This is a genomic window from Spiroplasma ixodetis (assembly GCF_059729505.1).
Genome location: NZ_AP038353.1, coordinates 981,782 through 1,001,722 on the forward strand (window position 1 = coordinate 981,782; position 19,941 = coordinate 1,001,722).

Annotated in this window: 20 protein-coding genes and 1 pseudogene; 11 read left to right on the forward strand and 10 right to left on the reverse strand. The window is 25.5% G+C overall.

Annotation, left to right across the window (positions count from 1 at the left end; genetic code table 4):
• Nucleotides 1-22 precede the first annotated feature (22 nt).
• From AC6I4F_RS06385 to AC6I4F_RS06415, 7 genes are all read left to right on the forward strand, one after another.
• Nucleotides 23-2,164 carry an ATP-dependent Clp protease ATP-binding subunit gene (locus AC6I4F_RS06385; RefSeq protein WP_497873230.1) on the forward strand — a complete coding sequence of 714 codons (2,142 nt, stop codon included), beginning with the start codon at nt 23-25 and terminating at the stop codon, nt 2,162-2,164.
• Between the two features lie 83 nt (nt 2,165-2,247).
• Nucleotides 2,248-3,261 (forward strand): heat-inducible transcriptional repressor HrcA, encoded by a 1,014-nt coding sequence (gene hrcA, locus AC6I4F_RS06390; RefSeq protein ID WP_497873231.1) that lies wholly within the window; start codon nt 2,248-2,250, stop codon nt 3,259-3,261.
• 15 nt (nt 3,262-3,276) lie between these two features.
• Nucleotides 3,277-3,921 carry a nucleotide exchange factor GrpE gene (locus tag AC6I4F_RS06395; protein ID WP_497873232.1) on the forward strand — a complete coding sequence of 215 codons (645 nt, stop codon included), beginning with the start codon at nt 3,277-3,279 and terminating at the stop codon, nt 3,919-3,921.
• A gap of 14 nt (nt 3,922-3,935) precedes the next feature.
• Nucleotides 3,936-5,783, forward strand: a complete 1,848-nt coding sequence (gene dnaK / locus AC6I4F_RS06400; RefSeq protein ID WP_497873233.1) for a molecular chaperone DnaK — start codon at nt 3,936-3,938, stop codon at nt 5,781-5,783.
• 20 nt (nt 5,784-5,803) lie between these two features.
• Nucleotides 5,804-6,922, forward strand: a complete 1,119-nt coding sequence (locus tag AC6I4F_RS06405; protein ID WP_497873234.1) for a DnaJ C-terminal domain-containing protein — start codon at nt 5,804-5,806, stop codon at nt 6,920-6,922.
• A gap of 254 nt (nt 6,923-7,176) precedes the next feature.
• Nucleotides 7,177-7,443, forward strand: a complete 267-nt coding sequence (locus AC6I4F_RS06410) for a hypothetical protein (protein ID WP_497873235.1) — start codon at nt 7,177-7,179, stop codon at nt 7,441-7,443.
• Nucleotides 7,444-7,500: 57 nt separating this feature from the next.
• Nucleotides 7,501-8,037 carry an IS1595 family transposase gene (locus AC6I4F_RS06415; protein WP_497873236.1) on the forward strand — a complete coding sequence of 179 codons (537 nt, stop codon included), beginning with the start codon at nt 7,501-7,503 and terminating at the stop codon, nt 8,035-8,037.
• 85 nt (nt 8,038-8,122) lie between these two features.
• On the opposite strand, the gene AC6I4F_RS06420 is transcribed toward AC6I4F_RS06415, so the two are convergent.
• Entirely contained in the window at nt 8,123-8,428 is a 306-nt protein-coding gene (locus AC6I4F_RS06420; protein ID WP_497873237.1) for a DUF1295 domain-containing protein, read from the reverse strand.
• Between the two features lie 101 nt (nt 8,429-8,529).
• On the opposite strand from AC6I4F_RS06420, the gene AC6I4F_RS06425 reads away from it, so the two are divergent.
• Entirely contained in the window at nt 8,530-8,796 is a 267-nt protein-coding gene (locus tag AC6I4F_RS06425) for a hypothetical protein (RefSeq protein WP_497873238.1), read from the forward strand.
• Between the two features lie 57 nt (nt 8,797-8,853).
• Nucleotides 8,854-9,390 carry an IS1595 family transposase gene (locus tag AC6I4F_RS06430; RefSeq protein WP_497873239.1) on the forward strand — a complete coding sequence of 179 codons (537 nt, stop codon included), beginning with the start codon at nt 8,854-8,856 and terminating at the stop codon, nt 9,388-9,390.
• Between the two features lie 85 nt (nt 9,391-9,475).
• Here AC6I4F_RS06430 and AC6I4F_RS06435 read toward each other — a convergent pair whose 3' ends face one another.
• Nucleotides 9,476-9,781: a DUF1295 domain-containing protein gene (locus AC6I4F_RS06435; RefSeq protein ID WP_497873237.1), complete on the reverse strand. Its 306-nt coding sequence runs from the start codon at nt 9,779-9,781 to the stop codon at nt 9,476-9,478.
• A 101-nt stretch (nt 9,782-9,882) separates the two neighbouring features.
• Here AC6I4F_RS06435 and AC6I4F_RS06440 point away from each other — a divergent pair, with 101 nt between their 5' ends.
• Both AC6I4F_RS06440 and AC6I4F_RS06445 read left to right on the forward strand, forming a co-directional pair.
• Nucleotides 9,883-10,068: a hypothetical protein gene (locus AC6I4F_RS06440; RefSeq protein WP_497873240.1), complete on the forward strand. Its 186-nt coding sequence runs from the start codon at nt 9,883-9,885 to the stop codon at nt 10,066-10,068.
• A gap of 82 nt (nt 10,069-10,150) precedes the next feature.
• A pseudogene (locus tag AC6I4F_RS06445) lies at nt 10,151-11,389 on the forward strand (IS256 family transposase).
• A 71-nt stretch (nt 11,390-11,460) separates the two neighbouring features.
• On the opposite strand, the gene AC6I4F_RS06450 reads toward AC6I4F_RS06445, so the two are convergent.
• The 8 genes from AC6I4F_RS06450 to AC6I4F_RS06485 all read right to left on the reverse strand — a co-directional run bounded on the left by AC6I4F_RS06450 (nt 11,461) and on the right by AC6I4F_RS06485 (nt 19,935).
• Complete coding sequence (locus AC6I4F_RS06450; RefSeq protein WP_353306568.1) at nt 11,461-11,739, reverse strand: transposase; 279 nt, start codon at nt 11,737-11,739, stop codon at nt 11,461-11,463.
• Between the two features lie 39 nt (nt 11,740-11,778).
• Nucleotides 11,779-13,641, reverse strand: a complete 1,863-nt coding sequence (locus AC6I4F_RS06455) for a hypothetical protein (protein ID WP_497873241.1) — start codon at nt 13,639-13,641, stop codon at nt 11,779-11,781.
• Nucleotides 13,642-14,285: 644 nt separating this feature from the next.
• Nucleotides 14,286-15,128 (reverse strand): hypothetical protein, encoded by an 843-nt coding sequence (locus AC6I4F_RS06460; RefSeq protein WP_497873242.1) that lies wholly within the window; start codon nt 15,126-15,128, stop codon nt 14,286-14,288.
• Nucleotides 15,129-15,276: 148 nt separating this feature from the next.
• Entirely contained in the window at nt 15,277-15,861 is a 585-nt protein-coding gene (locus AC6I4F_RS06465) for a hypothetical protein (RefSeq protein WP_497873243.1), read from the reverse strand.
• 69 nt (nt 15,862-15,930) lie between these two features.
• A complete protein-coding gene (locus tag AC6I4F_RS06470) occupies nt 15,931-16,125 on the reverse strand; it encodes a hypothetical protein (RefSeq protein WP_497873244.1) in 195 nt (64 codons plus the stop codon).
• A 242-nt stretch (nt 16,126-16,367) separates the two neighbouring features.
• Nucleotides 16,368-16,493 (reverse strand): hypothetical protein, encoded by a 126-nt coding sequence (locus AC6I4F_RS06475; RefSeq protein ID WP_497873245.1) that lies wholly within the window; start codon nt 16,491-16,493, stop codon nt 16,368-16,370.
• A 99-nt stretch (nt 16,494-16,592) separates the two neighbouring features.
• Nucleotides 16,593-17,927: a hypothetical protein gene (locus AC6I4F_RS06480; RefSeq protein ID WP_497873246.1), complete on the reverse strand. Its 1,335-nt coding sequence runs from the start codon at nt 17,925-17,927 to the stop codon at nt 16,593-16,595.
• A gap of 16 nt (nt 17,928-17,943) precedes the next feature.
• Nucleotides 17,944-19,935 (reverse strand): hypothetical protein, encoded by a 1,992-nt coding sequence (locus tag AC6I4F_RS06485; RefSeq protein WP_497873247.1) that lies wholly within the window; start codon nt 19,933-19,935, stop codon nt 17,944-17,946.
• Between the last annotated feature and the right edge of the window lie 6 nt (nt 19,936-19,941).

Genomic DNA, 19,941 nt, shown 5'->3' on the forward strand with positions numbered 1-19,941 from the left:
TGCTAAAAAGAGGAGTGACATTATGAAATTAAATGAAATCCCTAACTATAGTAATGATCCTAAAATTCTTGATAAATTTGCTCGTAATCTAATTGTACAAGCTAAAACAGGAAAAATTGATCCTATTATTGGACGTGATGAAGATATTCGTAAAGTAGAAGAAATACTCTCACGAAAAACTAAAAACAACCCCGTCTTAATCGGTTTACCTGGTATTGGTAAAACTGCTATTATTGAAGGTTTAGCCCAACGTATTGTTCGTGGTGATGTTCCTAGTAACTTAAAAGATAAAATTATTTATGAACTAGATATGGGAGCACTAATTGCTGGCGCTAAATTCCAAGGTGAGTTTGAAGAACGATTAAAAGCGGTTATTAACCAAATTAAAAATTCTAATGGAAAAATTATTTTATTTATTGATGAACTACATTTAATTGTTGGTGCTGGTAGAACACAAGGTTCAATGGATGCTTCTAATTTACTAAAACCAATGTTAGCGCGTGGTGAGCTACGTTGTATTGGTGCCACAACACTTGACGAATATCGTCAATACATTGAAAAAGATGCAGCCCTTGAACGAAGATTTCGTAAGATGATTATTAAAGAACCAACAACAGAAGATACAACTGCTATCTTACGTGGTTTAAAAGAACGTTTTGAAGCTTATCATGGTGTAAAAATTCATGATAGTGCATTACGAGAAGCTGTTTATCTATCTAATAAATATATTAATGATCGTTACTTACCTGATAAAGCAATTGACTTAATTGATGAAGCTTGTGCTAGTATTAAAACTGAAATTGCTTCGGTTCCTAGTGATTTAGATGATATAAGAAGAAAAGTCTTACAATTAAAAATTGAACAAGCGGCCTTAAGCAAAGAAAAAGATGAAAACTCGCAAACAAGACTAATTGAAGTCGATAAACAATTAAAAACTAAAAAAAATACTTTACAACAATTAGAAGATAAATGAATCAAAGAAAAGTCAGCATTAGACCATATTACTAGTTTAAAAAATAAATTAGAAAATGCTAAATCAGAACTAGAATTGTATCAATTATCAGGTAATTTTACAAAAGCTGGTGAACTACAATATAGTATTATTCCCAACTTAGAAAAAGAACTTAAAGATAGTGAAAATATAAAAAAAGATAATCCTTTACTACGCGAAGATGTTACTAGTGAAGATATTGGAAAAGTTGTTGCAAAATGAACCGGCATTCCTGTTACTCGTTTATTAGCAACCCAAAAAGAAAAATTATTAAAATTACCCTTAACTTTAAATACGAGAATTAAAGGTCAAAGTAATGCCCTACAGTTGGTAAGTGATGCTTTAATTAGAGCTCGTGCTGGTATTAAAGATCCCAATCGCCCAATTGGTTCATTTATTTTCTTGGGTCCAACCGGTGTTGGAAAAACTGAAGTTGCCAGAACCTTAGCTGATATTTTATTTGATAGCGAAAAAAATATGGTTCGTATTGATATGTCAGAATTTATGGAAAAACACGCAGTTAGCAAATTACTAGGTTCACCTCCTGGCTATGTTGGTTATGAAAATGGTGGACAATTAACCGAGAAAGTAAGAAGAAATCCTTACAGTATCATTCTTTTTGATGAAATCGAAAAAGCCCATCCTGAAGTATTAAATATTTTATTACAAATTCTTGATGAAGGTAGAATTACAGACAGTCACGGTCTCTTAATTGACTTTAAAAACACAATAATTATTATGACTTCAAATCTTGGTTCACAAGAACTATTAAGTGGTAAAGATAACAGTAAAGAACAAGCATTAAATATCTTAAAAAAATCATTTCGACCAGAATTTATTAATCGAATTGATGAAATTGTTATCTTCAATCCATTAAGTAAAAAAGTAATAACAGAAATTATTATTAAAGAATTAGATACTTTATTATTACGATTAAGACAAGAAAAAAATTTACAATTATCTTATGAATCAGAAGTAGTTAATAAAATACTAAAAGATGCTTATGATGAAGAATATGGCGCACGACCGATTAAACGATATATTCAGCACCATATTGAAACTATTATCGCACAAGCTATTATTAAAGAAGAACTAATACCCCACAAACGAATGGTAATTACTATCAATAAAGACAATATGTTTATTCTCAGTAAAAAAATAAAATTAAATTAAGTCTTGATATTATTACACTCTCAGTTATAATTATATAAGTATTGGCATTCAAGGTTAATGAATGCTAAAAAAGGTGGTGAACAATGTTAAGTAACAGACAATCACAGATTTTAAAAATCATTGTTGAAAAATATATTAAAACAGGATTACCAATTGGTAGCAAAACTATTTTAGAAAATAATAACAATATTAATTTTTCTAGTGCTACTATTCGTAATGAATGTGTTGAATTAGAAACATTAGGATTATTAGAAAAAGCACATAGTTCTAGTGGTCGTATTCCTTCAACAAAAGGTTATCGCTATTATGTTGATAATTTAATGAATATGGGTGAACACCAAGAACTAGAAATCTTGAAGAAAAAAATAGCAGAAGTATTTAATAACCGTAACTTAGTAATTACCGAAGTATTAAATAAAACTAGTAGTATTTTAAGTGAAATGACTAATTTGATTAGTATTGTTACTGGTCCTAATCTTAATGAAGATACTTTAAAGAAAATTGAATTAATACCGATTAGTAATGATAATGCTTTAACAATTTGTATTACTAGTAATGGTCATGTTCAAAACAAAACGTTTAATATTCAAGAAACATCATTAACCGATTTATCAATTGCTATTGATATTTTTAACACTAGATTAATCGGTACTAAAATTAGTGAAATTAGTGAGAAAGTAAATTTATTAAAACCAATTCTTGAACAACAAGTACAAAAATCAGAATATATTATTCAAGGATTTGTTAACACTTTAATTAATTTCTCACGACCACTATCAACAACACACGGTGTTCAATATATGTTAGAAAATCCTGAATTTAATGATATTAATAAGGTTAAAACAATTATTAAATTCATTGAATCACAATCACCATGAATGTATTTTGATGAATTAAATAATAATCAACTACAAATTAAAATTGGTGAAGAACTGGGCAATGAAAATAACCATATGGCAATGATTACTACTACTTTTAAAGTTCATGATGGTGAACAAGGACAAATTGCAATTGTTGGACCTAAACGTTTAGAATATGAAAAACTAACTGAAATTCTAAATTGGATTAATCAAACATTGATTAAAAACTTTAAATAGAAATGAGATGATAAAATGACAAAAACTAAAAAAGATAACATTGATAACGTATCAGCAACAGAAACTAAAGATACAACTATTTCAACTCCTGTTACTGAAACACCAGTAAGTGTTGAAGAAGAAAAAATATCATTAAATAAAGAAATCGAATTAGAAACAAAAATTAAAGAATTAACAACAGAACTTAATAAAATTAATTCACAGCAAAAGCAATTAATGCTAGCTACTAGATTAAATACCATTAAAGAATTAGAAATTCAAAATCAAGAACACATTAAATATGCTAATCAAAAAATTATTAAAGATTTAGTTCATACTTTATTAAATTTCCAACGAGCACTAAACTTTAAAACTGATAATGCAGCTGTTCAAAATTTCCTAGTTGGTTTTAAATTTATCTATGAAGAATTAATTAAAGCACTTGGTAAAGAGGGTTTAAAAGAAATTACTGCTAAAGTTGGAGATCAATTTAATTCTCACCAACATGAGGCAGTAGAAATTATTAATGATAATACAAACAATGTTTATCAAAATGTAAAAAATAATACTATTGTTGAAGTTATAGTTAATGGTTATGAATTGCATAATCGTGTCATTAGCACCACTAAAGTTAAAGTTTTTCAAACTAAAGAAGAAAAAACAGAAACAAAAAAAAATTAAGGAGTGAAAATATTATGTCTACAAATAAAACAACAAATAAAGAAATCATTTTAGGAATCGATCTAGGAACAACTAATTCATGTGTTGCCGTAATGGAAGGTGATAAGCCAAAAGTTATTGAAAATGCCGAAGGTGGAAGAACAACACCATCAGTTGTTGCTTACAAAGATGGTCAAATTATAGTTGGTGAAGTTGCTAAACGTCAAGCTATTACTGATCCAGATAATACTGTTAGTTCAATTAAAAGAATTATGGGAACTAAAGAAACAGTTAAAGCCGCTACTAAAACACGTAAACCAGAACAAGTGTCTGCAGAAATTTTACGCACTATTAAAACCTTTGCTGAATCAAAACTAGGCAAAAAAATATCAAAAGCAGTTATTACTGTTCCTGCTTACTTTAACAATGAACAACGTGAAGCTACTAAAAATGCAGGAATTATTGCGGGATTAAAAGTAGAAAGAATTATTAACGAACCAACTGCTGCTGCCATTGCTTATGGTTTAGATAAACAAGATAAAGATCACAAAATTTTAGTATTTGACTTAGGTGGTGGAACATTTGACGTTTCAGTTCTAGAATTAGCGGGTGGAACATTTGAAGTATTATCAACTAGTGGTGATAACAAACTTGGTGGTGATGACTTTGATGACTTAATTGTTCAACATTTAGTTAGTGAATTCAAAAAAAGTAATGGTGTTGACTTATCAAAAGATAAAATGGCAATGCAACGTTTAAAAGATGCTGCTGAAAAAGCGAAAAAAGACTTATCAGGAGTAGTACAAGCTGATATTTCATTACCGTTTATTTCAATGAATGCCTCAGGTCCATTACATTTAAATGAAAAATTAACACGTGCCAAATTTAATGAACTAACAAAATCACTAGTTGAAAGAACTATTGCTCCTGTTCGTGATGCCTTAAAAGAAGCTAAATTAAGCAAAAATGAAATTGATGAAGTTATTTTAGTTGGTGGTTCAACAAGAATCCCAGCTGTGCAAGAAGTTATTAAAAACGAAATTGGTAAAGAACCGCATCGTGGTGTTAACCCTGATGAAGTAGTAGCTTTAGGTGCTGCTATTCAAGGAGGAGTATTATCGGGTGATGTTACTGACGTTTTACTATTAGATGTAACTCCTTTATCATTAGGTATTGAAACTTTAGGAGGAGTAATGACACCATTAATTTCTCGTAATACTACTGTTCCTACTAAAAAGTCACAAGTATTTTCAACTGCTGAAGACAATCAACCCGCTGTTGATATTAGTGTTTTACAAGGAGAACGTCCACTAGCTAAAGATAATCATTCACTAGGTCGTTTCCAATTAAGTGGTATCGAACCAGCACCAAGAGGTGTTCCACAAATTGAAGTTACTTTTGATATCGATGTTAATGGTATTGTATCTGTTAGTGCTAAAGATCTAAAAACTAATAAAGAACAAAAAATTACTATCAGCAATAGTGGTACTTTAAGTAAAGACGAAATTGAAAAAATGGTACAAGATGCTGAAAAGAATCGTGAAAACGATGAAAAACATAAAGAAGAAATTGAATTATCTAATCAAGCACAAGCCTATATTTATGATATTGATAAAATGACTGCTGAAGTTACTAAATCAGCAAAAGAAGGTGAAGCAGAAAATCCACAAATTGCTGAAATGAAAAAACTACGTGATGACTTACAAAAATCACTAGATGAAAAAAAATATGATGATTTAAAAGAAAAACTAGAACAATTAAAACAAGCGTTTGCTGCTGCACAACAATTTATGAACCAACAAAAACAAGAACCAACAGATCATATTAAAAAAGATGATAATAAAAGTGATGATGTTATTGATGTTGACGCAACAACTAAATAAAATAATTAGAGGTAGACAAAATGGCAAGTAAAAAACGTGATTATTATGAAATTTTAGGAATTTCACGTAATGCTACTCCAGATGAAATTAAGAAAGCGTTTCGTACGCTTGCAAAAAAATATCATCCTGATTCACCAAGTGGTGGTGATGAAACTCGATTTAAAGAAATAAGCGAAGCTTATCAAGTTTTATCTGATACTAATGAGAGAGCAAAATATGATCAATTTGGTCATGATATGCCTGGAGTTGGCAGTTCTTCTGGTTTTGGTGGTTTCGGTGACTTTAGTTCAACATTTGGTGACTTATTTGGTGACTTATTTGGTGGTAATAGAAGACAACAACAACAACAACGCTATAATGGTAAAACACCAGGTGATAATATCCTAACAAAAGTTGAAATTAGTTATCGCGATGTATTCTTTGGAAAAAAAATGACCATTAGCATTAACATTGATGTTGCTTGTAAAGATTGTAAAGAAACTGGTGCTAGAACTCCTAATGATATTAGTACATGTGATAAATGTAAAGGTAAAGGAGTTCTTGAATATGTTCAACAATCACCATTAGGTATGTTTAGACATCAAGGTGTTTGCAACCAATGTCAAGGACTTGGTAAAATTATTCGTCAAAAATGTTTAAAATGCAAAGGACATCGCTATTATATTGAATATCAAAAATTAGAATTTGATATTCCTCGCAGTATTTTTGATGGTCAACAAATTAGAATTAAAGGTAAAGGTAAAATTGGTCATAATGGTGGCACTCAAGGCGATTTATTTGTTGGTATTAATATTAAGCGACACGCTTTCTTAAATCGTCAAGGTAGTGATATGTATATTAAATTACCAGTATCTTACTTAGATATTATTTTGGGAAATATTATTATGATTCCTACCTTTGAAGGAATAATTAAACATAAATTACCATTAGGACTACAATACGGTGACAAAATTACTTTAAAAAATCAAGGATTCTATTACCCTAATAGTAGTAAACGTGGTGATTTACATGTTATTCTTGATATACAAATGCCTAATAAAGTTACTAAAACAGAGCAAGAAAAATTATGAAATATTAATAACGAAACTAAATTTGATCCAAATGAAGATTTTGTTAATAGTGCAATAAAAAGAATTTAATAAATTAATATATAAAAAATAAGAACATATGTTCTTATTTTTTATATATTAATTTTTTCACTTTATTAATTGGGATTTTTTTACCAATATAACACATTACACAACTAGTTTCATTTAAATATTTGTAATAATCTTCATTAGAGTGTAACCTTTGTCATTGTTTTACTTCTCATATTGGTATGTCGGTAATATTAATTACTACAAAATTAAAATACAACGGACTTAATAATCATAATAAATGATATAAATAATTTATGGAAATTATCTCCACATGTACTAGTGTGGAGGAAAAAATGAATTGAAATGAATTTAATAGAATATTTCAAAATGAAAATGATTGTTTGAAATATATAGCGAAGTTGAAAGTAATGAAATTTATCAGGTGTGCTTCTTCTATTTTGAATGTTTCTGATTTGAGAAGAATAAGATGTTTGAAATATCATCAAACATTTAGTATTCTTCATGACACCATTTTTCACAAGTCACAAACACCTTTGACATCTTGGTTTTATTTCATCTAAAGATGAATAAACACAAAGCATCGTATACCATCAACAGATGTTGCAAGGGAATTGGGTGTGACATATAAAACAGCTTGAAGAATGGGTCATGAAATCAGAACTAGAATTTGGAATCAAGATGCAGGGTTCATTGATGATGGCACAGCACAGATGGATGAAATGTATCTTTCACATGTAGGTTTTATTCAACAAGGAAGATCCTTGTTGAATAAAACCTTGATTGTTGGAGTTTATGAGAAAACCAGCAACAAACTAATTCTGAAAGTATTGAAAAAAACAGATGAGAAAAACCTTTTATGATTTGCATCGAAACACATTTCTACTGGGTGTTGTCTGTTTACGGATTCTTGGAAGGGATATGGAAGTTTCAAAAACTTCTATCACAAAAATGAAATCGTAAATCATGAATTTGGGTATGTGTCATCAACAGGTGTAAACACAAAACAGATTGAATCTGCATGAAAACACATCCGACGAACTTTTCGAACACACATAAAAGTTTCAAAACACAATATTCATTTATATGCAAAAGAAGCTGCATATAAATTCAATAAGATAGCTAGTTTTGAAACTATAATTTTGTGTTTGATTTAGATAAATGTGGGGATAATTTCCTAGATAGGCTTTTATCTCCATTTATGTGATAAAATTTAAAAATAGTACATAAAGGGATAAAAGCCTAATTTATATCACTATTAATATTTTTAAATAATAAATAACAAATAAACAATGCTGTCATCATATATCAAAACCCAATTTCTGCTAAATAATTAGGGTGACGACAATCTTTTCATAAACCATAATTAATAAAAAATAAATCATGTTTTTTCTTTAAGGAAAATCTAAACTTTTGTCAATCTGCAATTGTCTCAATAACTAAAAATAAAGTAGCAAGCATAATAAAAATAAGTAAGTAATTATTAAATGTACTATTAAAATAAACAACATCAAGACTTAATGCAAAAACTGTAGGAATACTAATCATAAAAACTGAAATTCCTTGTAAAATTGAAAAAACACTAAATTTTCAAAAATTAATAATAATTTTATCAAAACGATATTCAACCTTATGTTTAATAATTTTTAATGGAAATTATCCCCGCATGTACTAGTGTGGAGGAAAAAATGAATTGAAATGAATTCAATAGCATATTTCAAAATGAAAATGATTGTTTGAAATATATAGCGAAGTTGAAAGTAATGAAATTTATCAGGTGTGCTTCTTCTATTTTGAATGTTTCTGATTTGAGAAGAATAAGATGTTTGAAATATCATCAAACATTTAGTATTCTTCATGACACCATTTTTCACAAGTCACAAACACCTTTGACATCTTGTTTTTATTTCATCTAAAGATGAATAAACACAAAGCATGGTATACCATCAACAGATGTTGCAAGGGAATTGGGTGTGACATATAAAAAAGTTTGAAGAATGGGTCATGAAATCAGAACTAGAATTTGTAATCAAGATGCAGGGTTCATTAATGATGGCACAGCACAGATAGATGAAATGTATCTTTCACATGTAGGTTTTATTCAACAAGGAAAATCCTTGTTGAATAAAACCTTGATTGTTGGAGTTTATGAGAAAACCAGCAACAAACTAATTGTGAAAGTATTGAAAAAAGCAGATGAGAAAAACCTTTTATGATTTGCATTGAAACACATTTCTACTGGGTGTTGTCTGTTTACGGATTATTGGAAGGGATATGGAAGTTTCAAAAACTTCTATCACAAACATGAAATCGTAAATCATGAAGTTGGGTATGTGTCATCAACAGGTTTAAACACAAACCAGATTGAATCTGCATGAAAACACATCCGACGAACTTTCCGAACACACATAAAAGCTTCAAAACACAATATTCATTTATATTCAAATGAAGCTGCATATAAATTCAATAAGATAGCTAGTTTTGAAACTATAATTTTGTGTTTGATTTAGATACATGTGGGGATAATTTCCTAGATAGGCTTTTATCTCCATTTATGTGATAAAATTTAAAAATAGTACATAAATGGATAAAAGCCTAATTTATATCACTATTAATATTTTTAAATAATAAATAACAAATAAACAATGCTGTCATCATATATCAAAACCCAATTTCTGCTAAATAATTAGGGTGACGACAATCTTTTCATAAACCATAATTAATAAAAAATAAATCATGTTTTTTCTTTAAGGAAAATCTAAACTTTTGTCAATCTGCAATTGTCTCAATAACTAAAAATAAAGTAGCAAGCATAATAAAAATAAGTAAGTAATTATTAAATGTACTATTAAAATAAACAACATCAAGACTTAATGCAAAAACTGTAGGAATACTAATCATAAAAACTGAAATTCCTTGTAAAATTGAAAAAACACTAAATTTTCAAAAATTAATAATAATTTTATCAAAACGATATTCAACCTTATGTTTAATAATTTTTAATGGAAATTATCCCCGCATGTACTAGTGTGGAGGAAAAAATGAATTGAAATGAATTCAATAGCATATTTCAAAATGAAAACGATTGTTTGAAATATATAGCGAAGTTGAAAGTAATGAAATGTATCAGGTGTGCTTCTTCTAGTTTGAATGTTTCTGATTTGAGAAGAATAAGAGGTAATGTTTAGTAATCTGTGTAACTTACAAAAATAACTATGTTTAATTAATTCTAGTAAATAAAATTAAATAACTAGAAAGAGTGAGTTACGTATGTCTAAAAAACAAAATATTAATAATAATGATCCAATATCAAAAGCAGTAGATTTATTATTAGAAAATACTGAGGATTTAACAACAGTATTTAAAGAGAGAGGTTTATATAAAGAATTAACAAAAAGATTAGTTGAAAAAATGTTGAATTCTGAAATGCAAAATTATTTAGGATATGAAAAAAATCAACATAATAATAGTGATAATGCTCGCAATGGTATAAATTCAAAAAAATTAATAACCCAACAAGGTAAAATTGAGATTAATGTAACACGAGATCGTAATAGTAATTTTGAGCCAGTAATAGTTGCAAAAAGACAAAGAAGATTTGATGGTTTTGATCAACAAGTTCTTTCATTATATGCCAAAGGCATGACTTTATCAGATATTAGAATGCAGTTACAAGAGTTATATCATGGTGCTGATATTAGTGAAAGTGTTATTATTCAAATTACTTATGATGTTATTGATGATGTTAAAGCATGACAAAATCGGCCATTAGAAAGTGTTTATCCGATTGTTTATTTCGATTGTATAGTAGTTAAAGTACGACAAGATAAACGCATTATTAACAAATCAGTTTATATAGCACTAGGAGTTGATTTAGAAGGTAAAAAAAATTTTTTAGGTTTATGAATTAGTGAAAATGAAGGTTCTAATTTTTGATTATCTAATTTCACAGAAATGAAAAATCGAGGCTTAAATGATATTCTTATTGCTTGTAGTGACAATTTAACAGGAATGTCAGAAGCAATACAATCAGTTTATCCTAAAACCGAACATCAATTATGCATAGTTCATCAAATTAGAAATAGTTTAAAATATGTTTCATACAAACATAGAAAATAACTAGTTACAGATTTAAAACCAATTTATAATGCATGTAGTGAAGAACAAGCAATGCAAGATTTAGAAACTTTTGAAAGTAAATGAAATAAACAATATCCTCAAATTGCTAAATCGTGATATAAAAATTGAGATAATTTAATGGTTTTTATTAGTTATCATGCAGAAATCAAAAGAGTGATTTATACAACAAATGCTATTGAATCTGTTAATAGTCAATTACGAAAAGTTATTAGAAATAAAAAAGTTTTTCCAAATGATATGGTAGTTTTCAAAATATTTTACTTAGCAATTGAAAATATAACAAAAAAATGAACAATGCCCATTCAAAATTGAAATACAGCAATTGCTTATTTTATGATAAAATTTGAAGATAGAATTAATCTAAACTAGTAACTTTGTAAAACAAAGATACACAGATTATTAAAAAGCCTCATATTTAACTTTATTTTTAGTAATAATTTCTATTTTCTGCCTATTATTAGTGCTGCTTGCTTTAAAATATCATTTTCCATTCTTAATTGTTTTAATTCTTTTCTTAATTTAATTAATTCATTTTCTTCAACAGAACGGTTATCTTTGGTTTTAAAACTGCCTGAATTAGTAAATTGCTTAATTCAATTATAAGTAGCTGCTCTTGTAACATTGTACTCTTTAGCAAGACAAGACACTGACTTACCACTTTGATATAAAGCTACTATTTGTTTTTTAAATTCATCTGAATATGAGTTAATATTGGCCATAATTATAATTTCTTTCTTTTAACTAATTTGTTCACTTGTTTACGTAATTAGTGTCCAATAAAGTGTAACCCATCCAATATAATTAATAATAAAGTTTCCACCAAAACTATCAGCAATTGGATAATAAAAATTATTAACAATTGTATTTAATAAACTATCTTTATTAGAAATTCATTTATCTAATAATTTGTTTTGTTCATAAAAATGTTGACCTTCCTGTAAAACGTTTGCATCTTTACCATCTTTTAACCAAATACCGTCTAAATCAAAAGGTGTTCTTGAAAAATTACCAGCAATAGTTTTTTTATTATGACAATGAATAGTAACGTTAATATTATCTAAACTATTTTTTAATTTATAAGTAGAACCGTTATCTTTAATACTGATTGTAAAATCTTTACCTAATTTATTATTAAAAATATTATCACCCACCGCTAAAGTAGTTGTTACATCATAATATGTTTCATCAATAATAAGTTCAGTATCATGAGTTTTAAAATAATTTTGAACAATAAATTTAATAGTATTACTAATATTAGTATTAATTAAATCAAAAGTAGTTTGTGTTAATTTAGTGTCAACATTTTTATTATCAATAGTATTATCAATATCAACATTTAATAATTTAGATTTATAATTTTGATGATAGTAAGCATTTTCGATAATATTTTTTAAATCTGTTTCATTACTTAAATCAACACACTTATTAATTACACTAACTTGTCCTTGATAAGTACCTGCAAAATTTAATTGATTACTATTTTTTCAAGAACTAGTTATTTTGTAATAAATATTTACTGCGTTAGTAAAATCTTGATTTTGTTTATTATCTTTAATAAAAATATTATAATATTTATCATTAATATCTTCTGAATTAATTTTTAATTGCTGACTTAATTTTTGTTTAAATTCTGTTTGAATTTTACTAACTAAATTAGCTTTTATATCAGTAATTGGAGTTGCTTCTGGTGTTTTTACTGATATTACTTGTTGTGGAATTATTAATGACAAAGTTGAAAGATCAAAAGTTTTATCATAATAACTGTAATAAATTTGAATGATATTGTTAAACTCATCAAAAATGTAATTAATTGTATACTTCCTATTATCATTAGTTAAAAACGGAACATTAGTCATATAATCATAAGCATTATCATTAGTAATCAATAAATGAACAATTTTGTCAATTAAAACATCACTTAAACTACCGTTTAGACTACTTTGAGTAATAAAATAGTGTGCTAAAATATCAGCATCTTGTTCTTTAAAAGAGCCATCTGATTCTATTACTGCCTTAGCAATATAATATAGTCCTAAACCTTCACTTAAACTATTATTATTTTCAACATTATTAGCATTTTCTTGTTGTGAAATATCAATATGAGTTTCAACATCACTTTGTTGAACATATTTTCAATTAATACCGTCACCAGCAAAATAATTAATATCATATTGGCTACCACTATAACTGTTAGTTGGATTATTAATAGTAGCAACTTTACGATGAAATATCATTTCTTGTTTAGTATTATTAACATCAACTTTATCTTTGTCTAGTATCATAGCATCTTTTTTATAAATTAATTCACCTTTATTATCAACAGTAAATAATGTTCGTGCTAATGTCTTACCATCACTTAATGGATAATCAGCATGACTAGTATCATAACTATAATACTTATTGTCTATTATTGATTGATTAGTAATTCAATCATTATTATTTAAATAACCATATTGATTATTAAATAATGATTTATTTTTATTTATTGGAATGACAGGTAGTATTTTCTTTTTACTAGCACTATTGTTTTTTTGATCTACTATCATCATACTATTAAACATTGTATTACTTGCTATTGTTAATGTTGTTACTGTACTTAGAGTTAATAAAAACTGTTTCATTTACAATACCTTCTTTTACTTTTTACCATTTTTAAAATCGTAATTAAATTTAATAATAAATAATTACTTTGAAAAAACATATTTATTTAATTCATAATATTATTAAATGTTATATTATTTAATTTAACATCAGAATATGAAGTTGAACCTAAAAAAGTAGCTGCATTATATGTCATTTTCAATAAATATTATTATCATCACGTCAAAGTTCTAAATAAATATCAATAGCAGTTCCTACACTTCCTGGGTAATTTGGATCATATGGTGGTCACGTATTAATATTGACTTAAAAAATTGAATTATAAATATCTTTTTGTTGATTAGTTTTTATATTTGTTGTTGCGACTTGAGAATTTAAAGATTTATAGTCTTCTTTACCACTTCCCGTTGAAACTTTTAAATATGAATTAGCATCAAAATTAAAAGTTGGATATTTATTAGTAAAAGTATTTCAATCGCTTGCATAGTCAGTTCATTTTACTATTGTATATGTACTAGAATAATCACTATAATTTGAACTAAATCAATTATATGAATCATTTTATTTATAATTTAAGTTATTTTCTATATTTGATTTATCAAATTCAGTATAATAAACTTCAATTAAATTAGGCTTTTATCCCTTTATGTACTATTTTTAAATTTTATCACATAAATGGAGATAAAATCCTATCTAGGAAATTATTATCTTTATCAAAAATATAATTAATTGAATAATTTTTATCATTTACATTCATTGGTGCACTATATATAAAATTAAAAATATTATTATTGTTACTAATTAAATTAATAATAATAATAATTAAATTATCATTAATTTGCTCTTTTAAACTACTTTGTGTCATAAAATATTGACCTATTTTATTAGCAATAGCATTATCAATTAAATTATTTTTTGCTGCTTTTGCAATATAATATAAACCTAATGCTTCACTTAAACTATTGCTATGTTCAACTTTATCAGCACCTGCTTGTTGAGAAATATCAATATTTTTTTCAACTCCACCAAATTGAATATATTGTCAATCAGTATTATCACTACTAAAATATGTATGAGAATATTCACTTTTACTATATGAATTATATTTATCTTTAACTGTGGTAATTTTTTTATGAGTAATCATTTCTTGTTTAGTAGCATCAACTTCGACTTTATCTTTTGGTGGTATTACAGCATCTTTTTTATAAACTAATTCACCTTTATTATCAACAGTAAATAATGTTCGTGCTGATGTCTTACAATCACTTAATAAATAATTAGCATGACTAGTATCATAACTATAATGGTTATTATCTATTTGATTAGTAATTCAATCACTACTACTTAAATAACCATATTGATTATTAAATAATGAAGTTACAGAATCACTTATTGATAATTTATTTGTTAATAGTTTATTAACAGTAGTGTTAGCAACATCAATAGTATTAATAATACTATTACTTGTTAAAGTTAATGTTGTTAATGTCATTAGTAATTGTTTCATGTTACATTCTCCTTTCGTTTTAAGTTTACTAAAAATTATTTTATAAAAAATATCTGTCTAATCTATACTAAATATAACACTTTATTAATTTTATTTAAGAAGATTAATAAAATGCTCATTTTAAAAAGTAAATTTAGTATGTAAGTATTTAATTTCATTGAAAAATACTTTTAATATAAAATTTATCAACTAATGAAGGATGTCATATATCTATACCATAACAGTCAATATGAATTATTATTCCATTAACAGCCACATTATTTAAAAATTTTGTTAAATTATCTTTAAATATAGAATTTCAAAAATTTTTAAAATTTCAATTATCACCAATTTCATGCTCCATATTACTATAATCAAATAAGTTTCCATTAGTAAAATACTTATAAATTACATTTCAATTATTTTGATTATTAATTAAATAATATAAATCTTGATAATTAATATAAATATCACCTGTATAATCAACTGAAGCAAAAGGACCAGGACTAACATGAGTTTCAAAATTACTTGTATTACTTTTTTCGTAACTATAATGATTATAATTTAAATCAATAATATTATTATGATCAAAAATATAACTAATGGCATAACTCGTATCATCATTTGAAAATGGCATATTTAACATAAAATTATAAACATATTTATTATTAATAATTAAATCAATAATTTTAGTAATTAATTCATTTTTTATTTTTCCTTTTAAATTACTTTGTGCTATAAAATATATTCCCAAATTAATAGCAAATGACTGACTAATATTATTTTCAATTACTGCTTTAGCAATATAATATAAACCTGATGTTTAACTTAAACTATTGCTATGTTCGACTTTATCAGCACCTGCTTGTTGGGAAATATCAATATGTTTATTAACACCACCAAATTGCAAATATTGTCAATCAGTATTATCACCACTAAAATCGGTAGATGAATACTGACTATTACTATAAGAATTGTAATTTGCTTTAACTGTAGTTATTTTTTTATGACTAATCATTTCTTGCATCGTATTTTCAATATTTAATTTTTGATCAGCAGGAATAATAATATCAGGATTATAAATTAAAATTCCTTCATTATTTACTAAAAAAACATCTCTTGCGTTAGCAAAAGTATAACTCTTTAAAGCTGATGTGTCATAACTATAAAACTTATGATCAGTTATTGATTGATTAGTTATTATATAACTATCATTTAAATAACCATATTGATTATTAAATAATGAAGTTACAGAATCACTTATTGATATTTATTTGCTAATAATTTATTAATAGTAGTATTAGTAGCATCAATAGTATTAATAATACTATTACTTGTTAAAGTTAATGTTGTTAATGTACTTAAAGTAATTAATAATTGTTTCATTGTATTTTCCCTTTCTATTTTTAGAATCCTAAAATAATATTTTTTATAAATTAAAATATCTTATTAATCTATAATAATAGATATAACATTTTATAAATTTTATTTCATAATGTTAATAAAAGATGATTTATTTAGTGTAGTTGAGAAAAAAGCATTTTCCGTTGCAAATTTAGAATATTCATATCATCTATAATTAATATAAATATTATGATCATCATGTCAAATTTGTGCATCAGCTTTTATTTCAACATGAGATCCAAATATTCCTTCATCATGATTAACACTTACTGACCAAAAGTTATGATTAAAATTGTAACTAGTATCAATTTTAGAAGTATCAATGCTTAATTTTGAACCACTATATTGTTCCTTACCATATTTACAATAGACAGAAAAAAATGAATTATCATCAAAAGTTAATGTTGGATATATAGTAATAAAATCTTTTCAACTAGCAATCTTACCATCTTGCGTAAAATTGCTAATAACAGTTTTAGGTCCATAATATCACATACCATAATCATTATTACCACTATAACTTTTATAATTTTTAACATTGATATTTGAAACAAGATTATCATTATTTCATTTTGTATAATAAATAGAAATTATATTATTATTACTATCACAAATATAATTGATTGAATAATTTTTATCATTTACGTTCATTGGTGAACCATATATAAAATTAAAAATATTATTATTAGTACTAATTAAATTAATAATTTTACTAGTTAAATCTTTATTAAAACTATCTTTAATACTTGTTTGACTCATAAAATATGTTCCTAAATTAACAGCTACTACTTTAGTAATTTTATTTTCACGTGCTGCTTTTGCAATATAATATAAACCTAATGTTTCGCTTAAACTACTGCTATGTTCAACTTTATCAGCACCTGTTTGTTGGGAAATATCAATATGTTTTTCAACTCCACCAAATTGAATATATTCTCAACCAGTATTATCACCACTAAAACATGTTTTAGAATATTCACTTTTACTATATTGATTATAAATATTATTAATATTATCAATTTTTTTATGACTAACCATTTCTTGTTTAGTATTATTAACATCAACTTTATTTTTTGCTGTTATTACAGCATCTTTTTTATAAACTAATTCACCTTTATTATCAACAGTAAATAATGTTTGTGCTAATGTCTTACCATCACTTAATAAATAATTAGAATGACTAGTATCATAACTATAATATTTATGATCTATTATTGATTGATTAGTTATTATATCACTATCATTTAAATAACCATATTGATTATTAAATAATGAAGTTACAGAATCACTTATTGATGATTTATTTGCTAATAATTTATTAATAGTAGTATTATTACCATCAATAGTATTAATAATACTACTAATTGTTAAAGTTAATGTTGTTAATGTACTTAAAATGATTAATAATTGTTTCATATTAGTTTTTCCTTTTTTAACTTACTAATTGGTAATTAAAATTAAAATTAAAATCAGGGAATGTTAAAGTAGCACGATTACTAATAGTTTTGCCAGCAAACCTTTCTGATAAATCAAGAGTATAAAGTGTATTATCTTTAGTTGGTTGTGTTTCCCTGTCAGTAAATACTAGTTTTACATTATTTAACTCTCAACCCGATTTTGTTGTTACTGCAACATCGGTTTCTAGAAAAATAGTTTTTGTTTTAGTAATTAAATCTCAAAAATTATTTGCCTTACCACCTTTAATATCTTTACTAATATCAACTGACATACCACTTGGTTTTGTGTCACCATCTAATAAATAATTCATAGTGAACTGTCCAGTAAATGCATCCTCAACTGGATGATAATAATTTTTATTAATTGTATTTAATAAACTATTTTTATTAGTAATTCAATTATCTAATAAATTATCTTGTTCATAAAAATGTTGACCTTCTTGTAAAATATTTGCATCTTGACCATCTTTTAATCAAATACCTTTTAATGCAAAATCTTTTGGTGAAGAATAATTACCGGTAATATTATTTTGATTATGACCATGAATAATCGCTTTAATGCTATCTAATCTTTTTGTTAATTTATGATCATTAGGACTAGCAGTTATTTTTATTTCAATATTTTTACCTAATTTATTATTAAAGATATTATCACCAACTTTTAAATTTGTTGATATTATATAATCACTATCTTCAATATTAAGATCTGAATAATTTTTTTGGAAATAATTTTGACAAATTGTTTGAACACATTTAATAATTTGATCATTAATAAATTTAAGATTATCTTCTGATAAACTAAAATCAGCATTAATATAGTTACCATTTTTATCTTTTTGATTATCTAAAGTAATTTGAAAGTTTTTATTATCTTTATCATTATTATATTGTGTTTCAATTTCATTAGTTAATTCTTTCATACTACTTAAATCAGCAATATCATTTTTAACATTTATAGTGCAATCATCTTTTTTTCCTGTAAAGTTTCAAGGATTATTATCTAAAGATGTAATTGAAAATTGAACAGGAACACTTTTAGTAAAGTTTTGTGGTTCTGAACCATTTTGAAATTCAATTTTGTAATAACTAGGTTTAATTTCTTTTTTGGTTACATTTAATGCTTTACTTAAAGTTGTTGCAAATTGATCTTGAATTGTTGGAATTAATCATTTATCTTTTATTAAATCAATAGTAGCATTTTCAGGATTAGTAATATTAATAATATTATCAGAAAAGTTAACTGGTAAACTAGCAATATTAATTGCAACTTGATTTATAATATTAATATTAATTTCGATATTAACGTTAGTATTTTCAATGCCAAAAATTGATGCTTGATCATTAGTTGTTAAATTTAAAACATAACTTTTAGACTTATTAAAGTTCTTTGGCAAAATAAAAGAATTATTAGTTATCGGTTTTTTATCCTTACCAACAGTAAATTTAACTGCTGGATTATAATTAGCATTTAAGAAAAAATTAATTGGTAATAAATTTGAATTATCATTATCAATATCACTTTCAATTTTAGGATCAGTTTTTTGTAAATTATTATCAATACTACTTAAAACATTTGTAAAATCAATATTACCATTATCAGCAGCATTTTCAATAACATTAAAATTAACAATATTTGTTGATTTACTAAAATAAGCAATAGTAGAATCTAAACTAATAGGTTCAGAGTTACGATGATTTTTTTGATAATAATCATCTCATAATTTATTATTATAATTAGGATTAAATTCAGAATTATTGAAAGCAGCAGTAGTATGTAAGAGTAATATTGTAGTAACTGTTGTAGAACCAAATGCTAATAAATACAACGAAAATAATAAGATTCTTTTCTTCTTATTTTTTTTAACATTAATTGTATATATTGAATTAGATCCTGTTTTTATTTTTTTATGTTTATCCTGATTAATCATATCTTTACTCGGACTATTACTATTTATTTTATATTTCATTTTAAC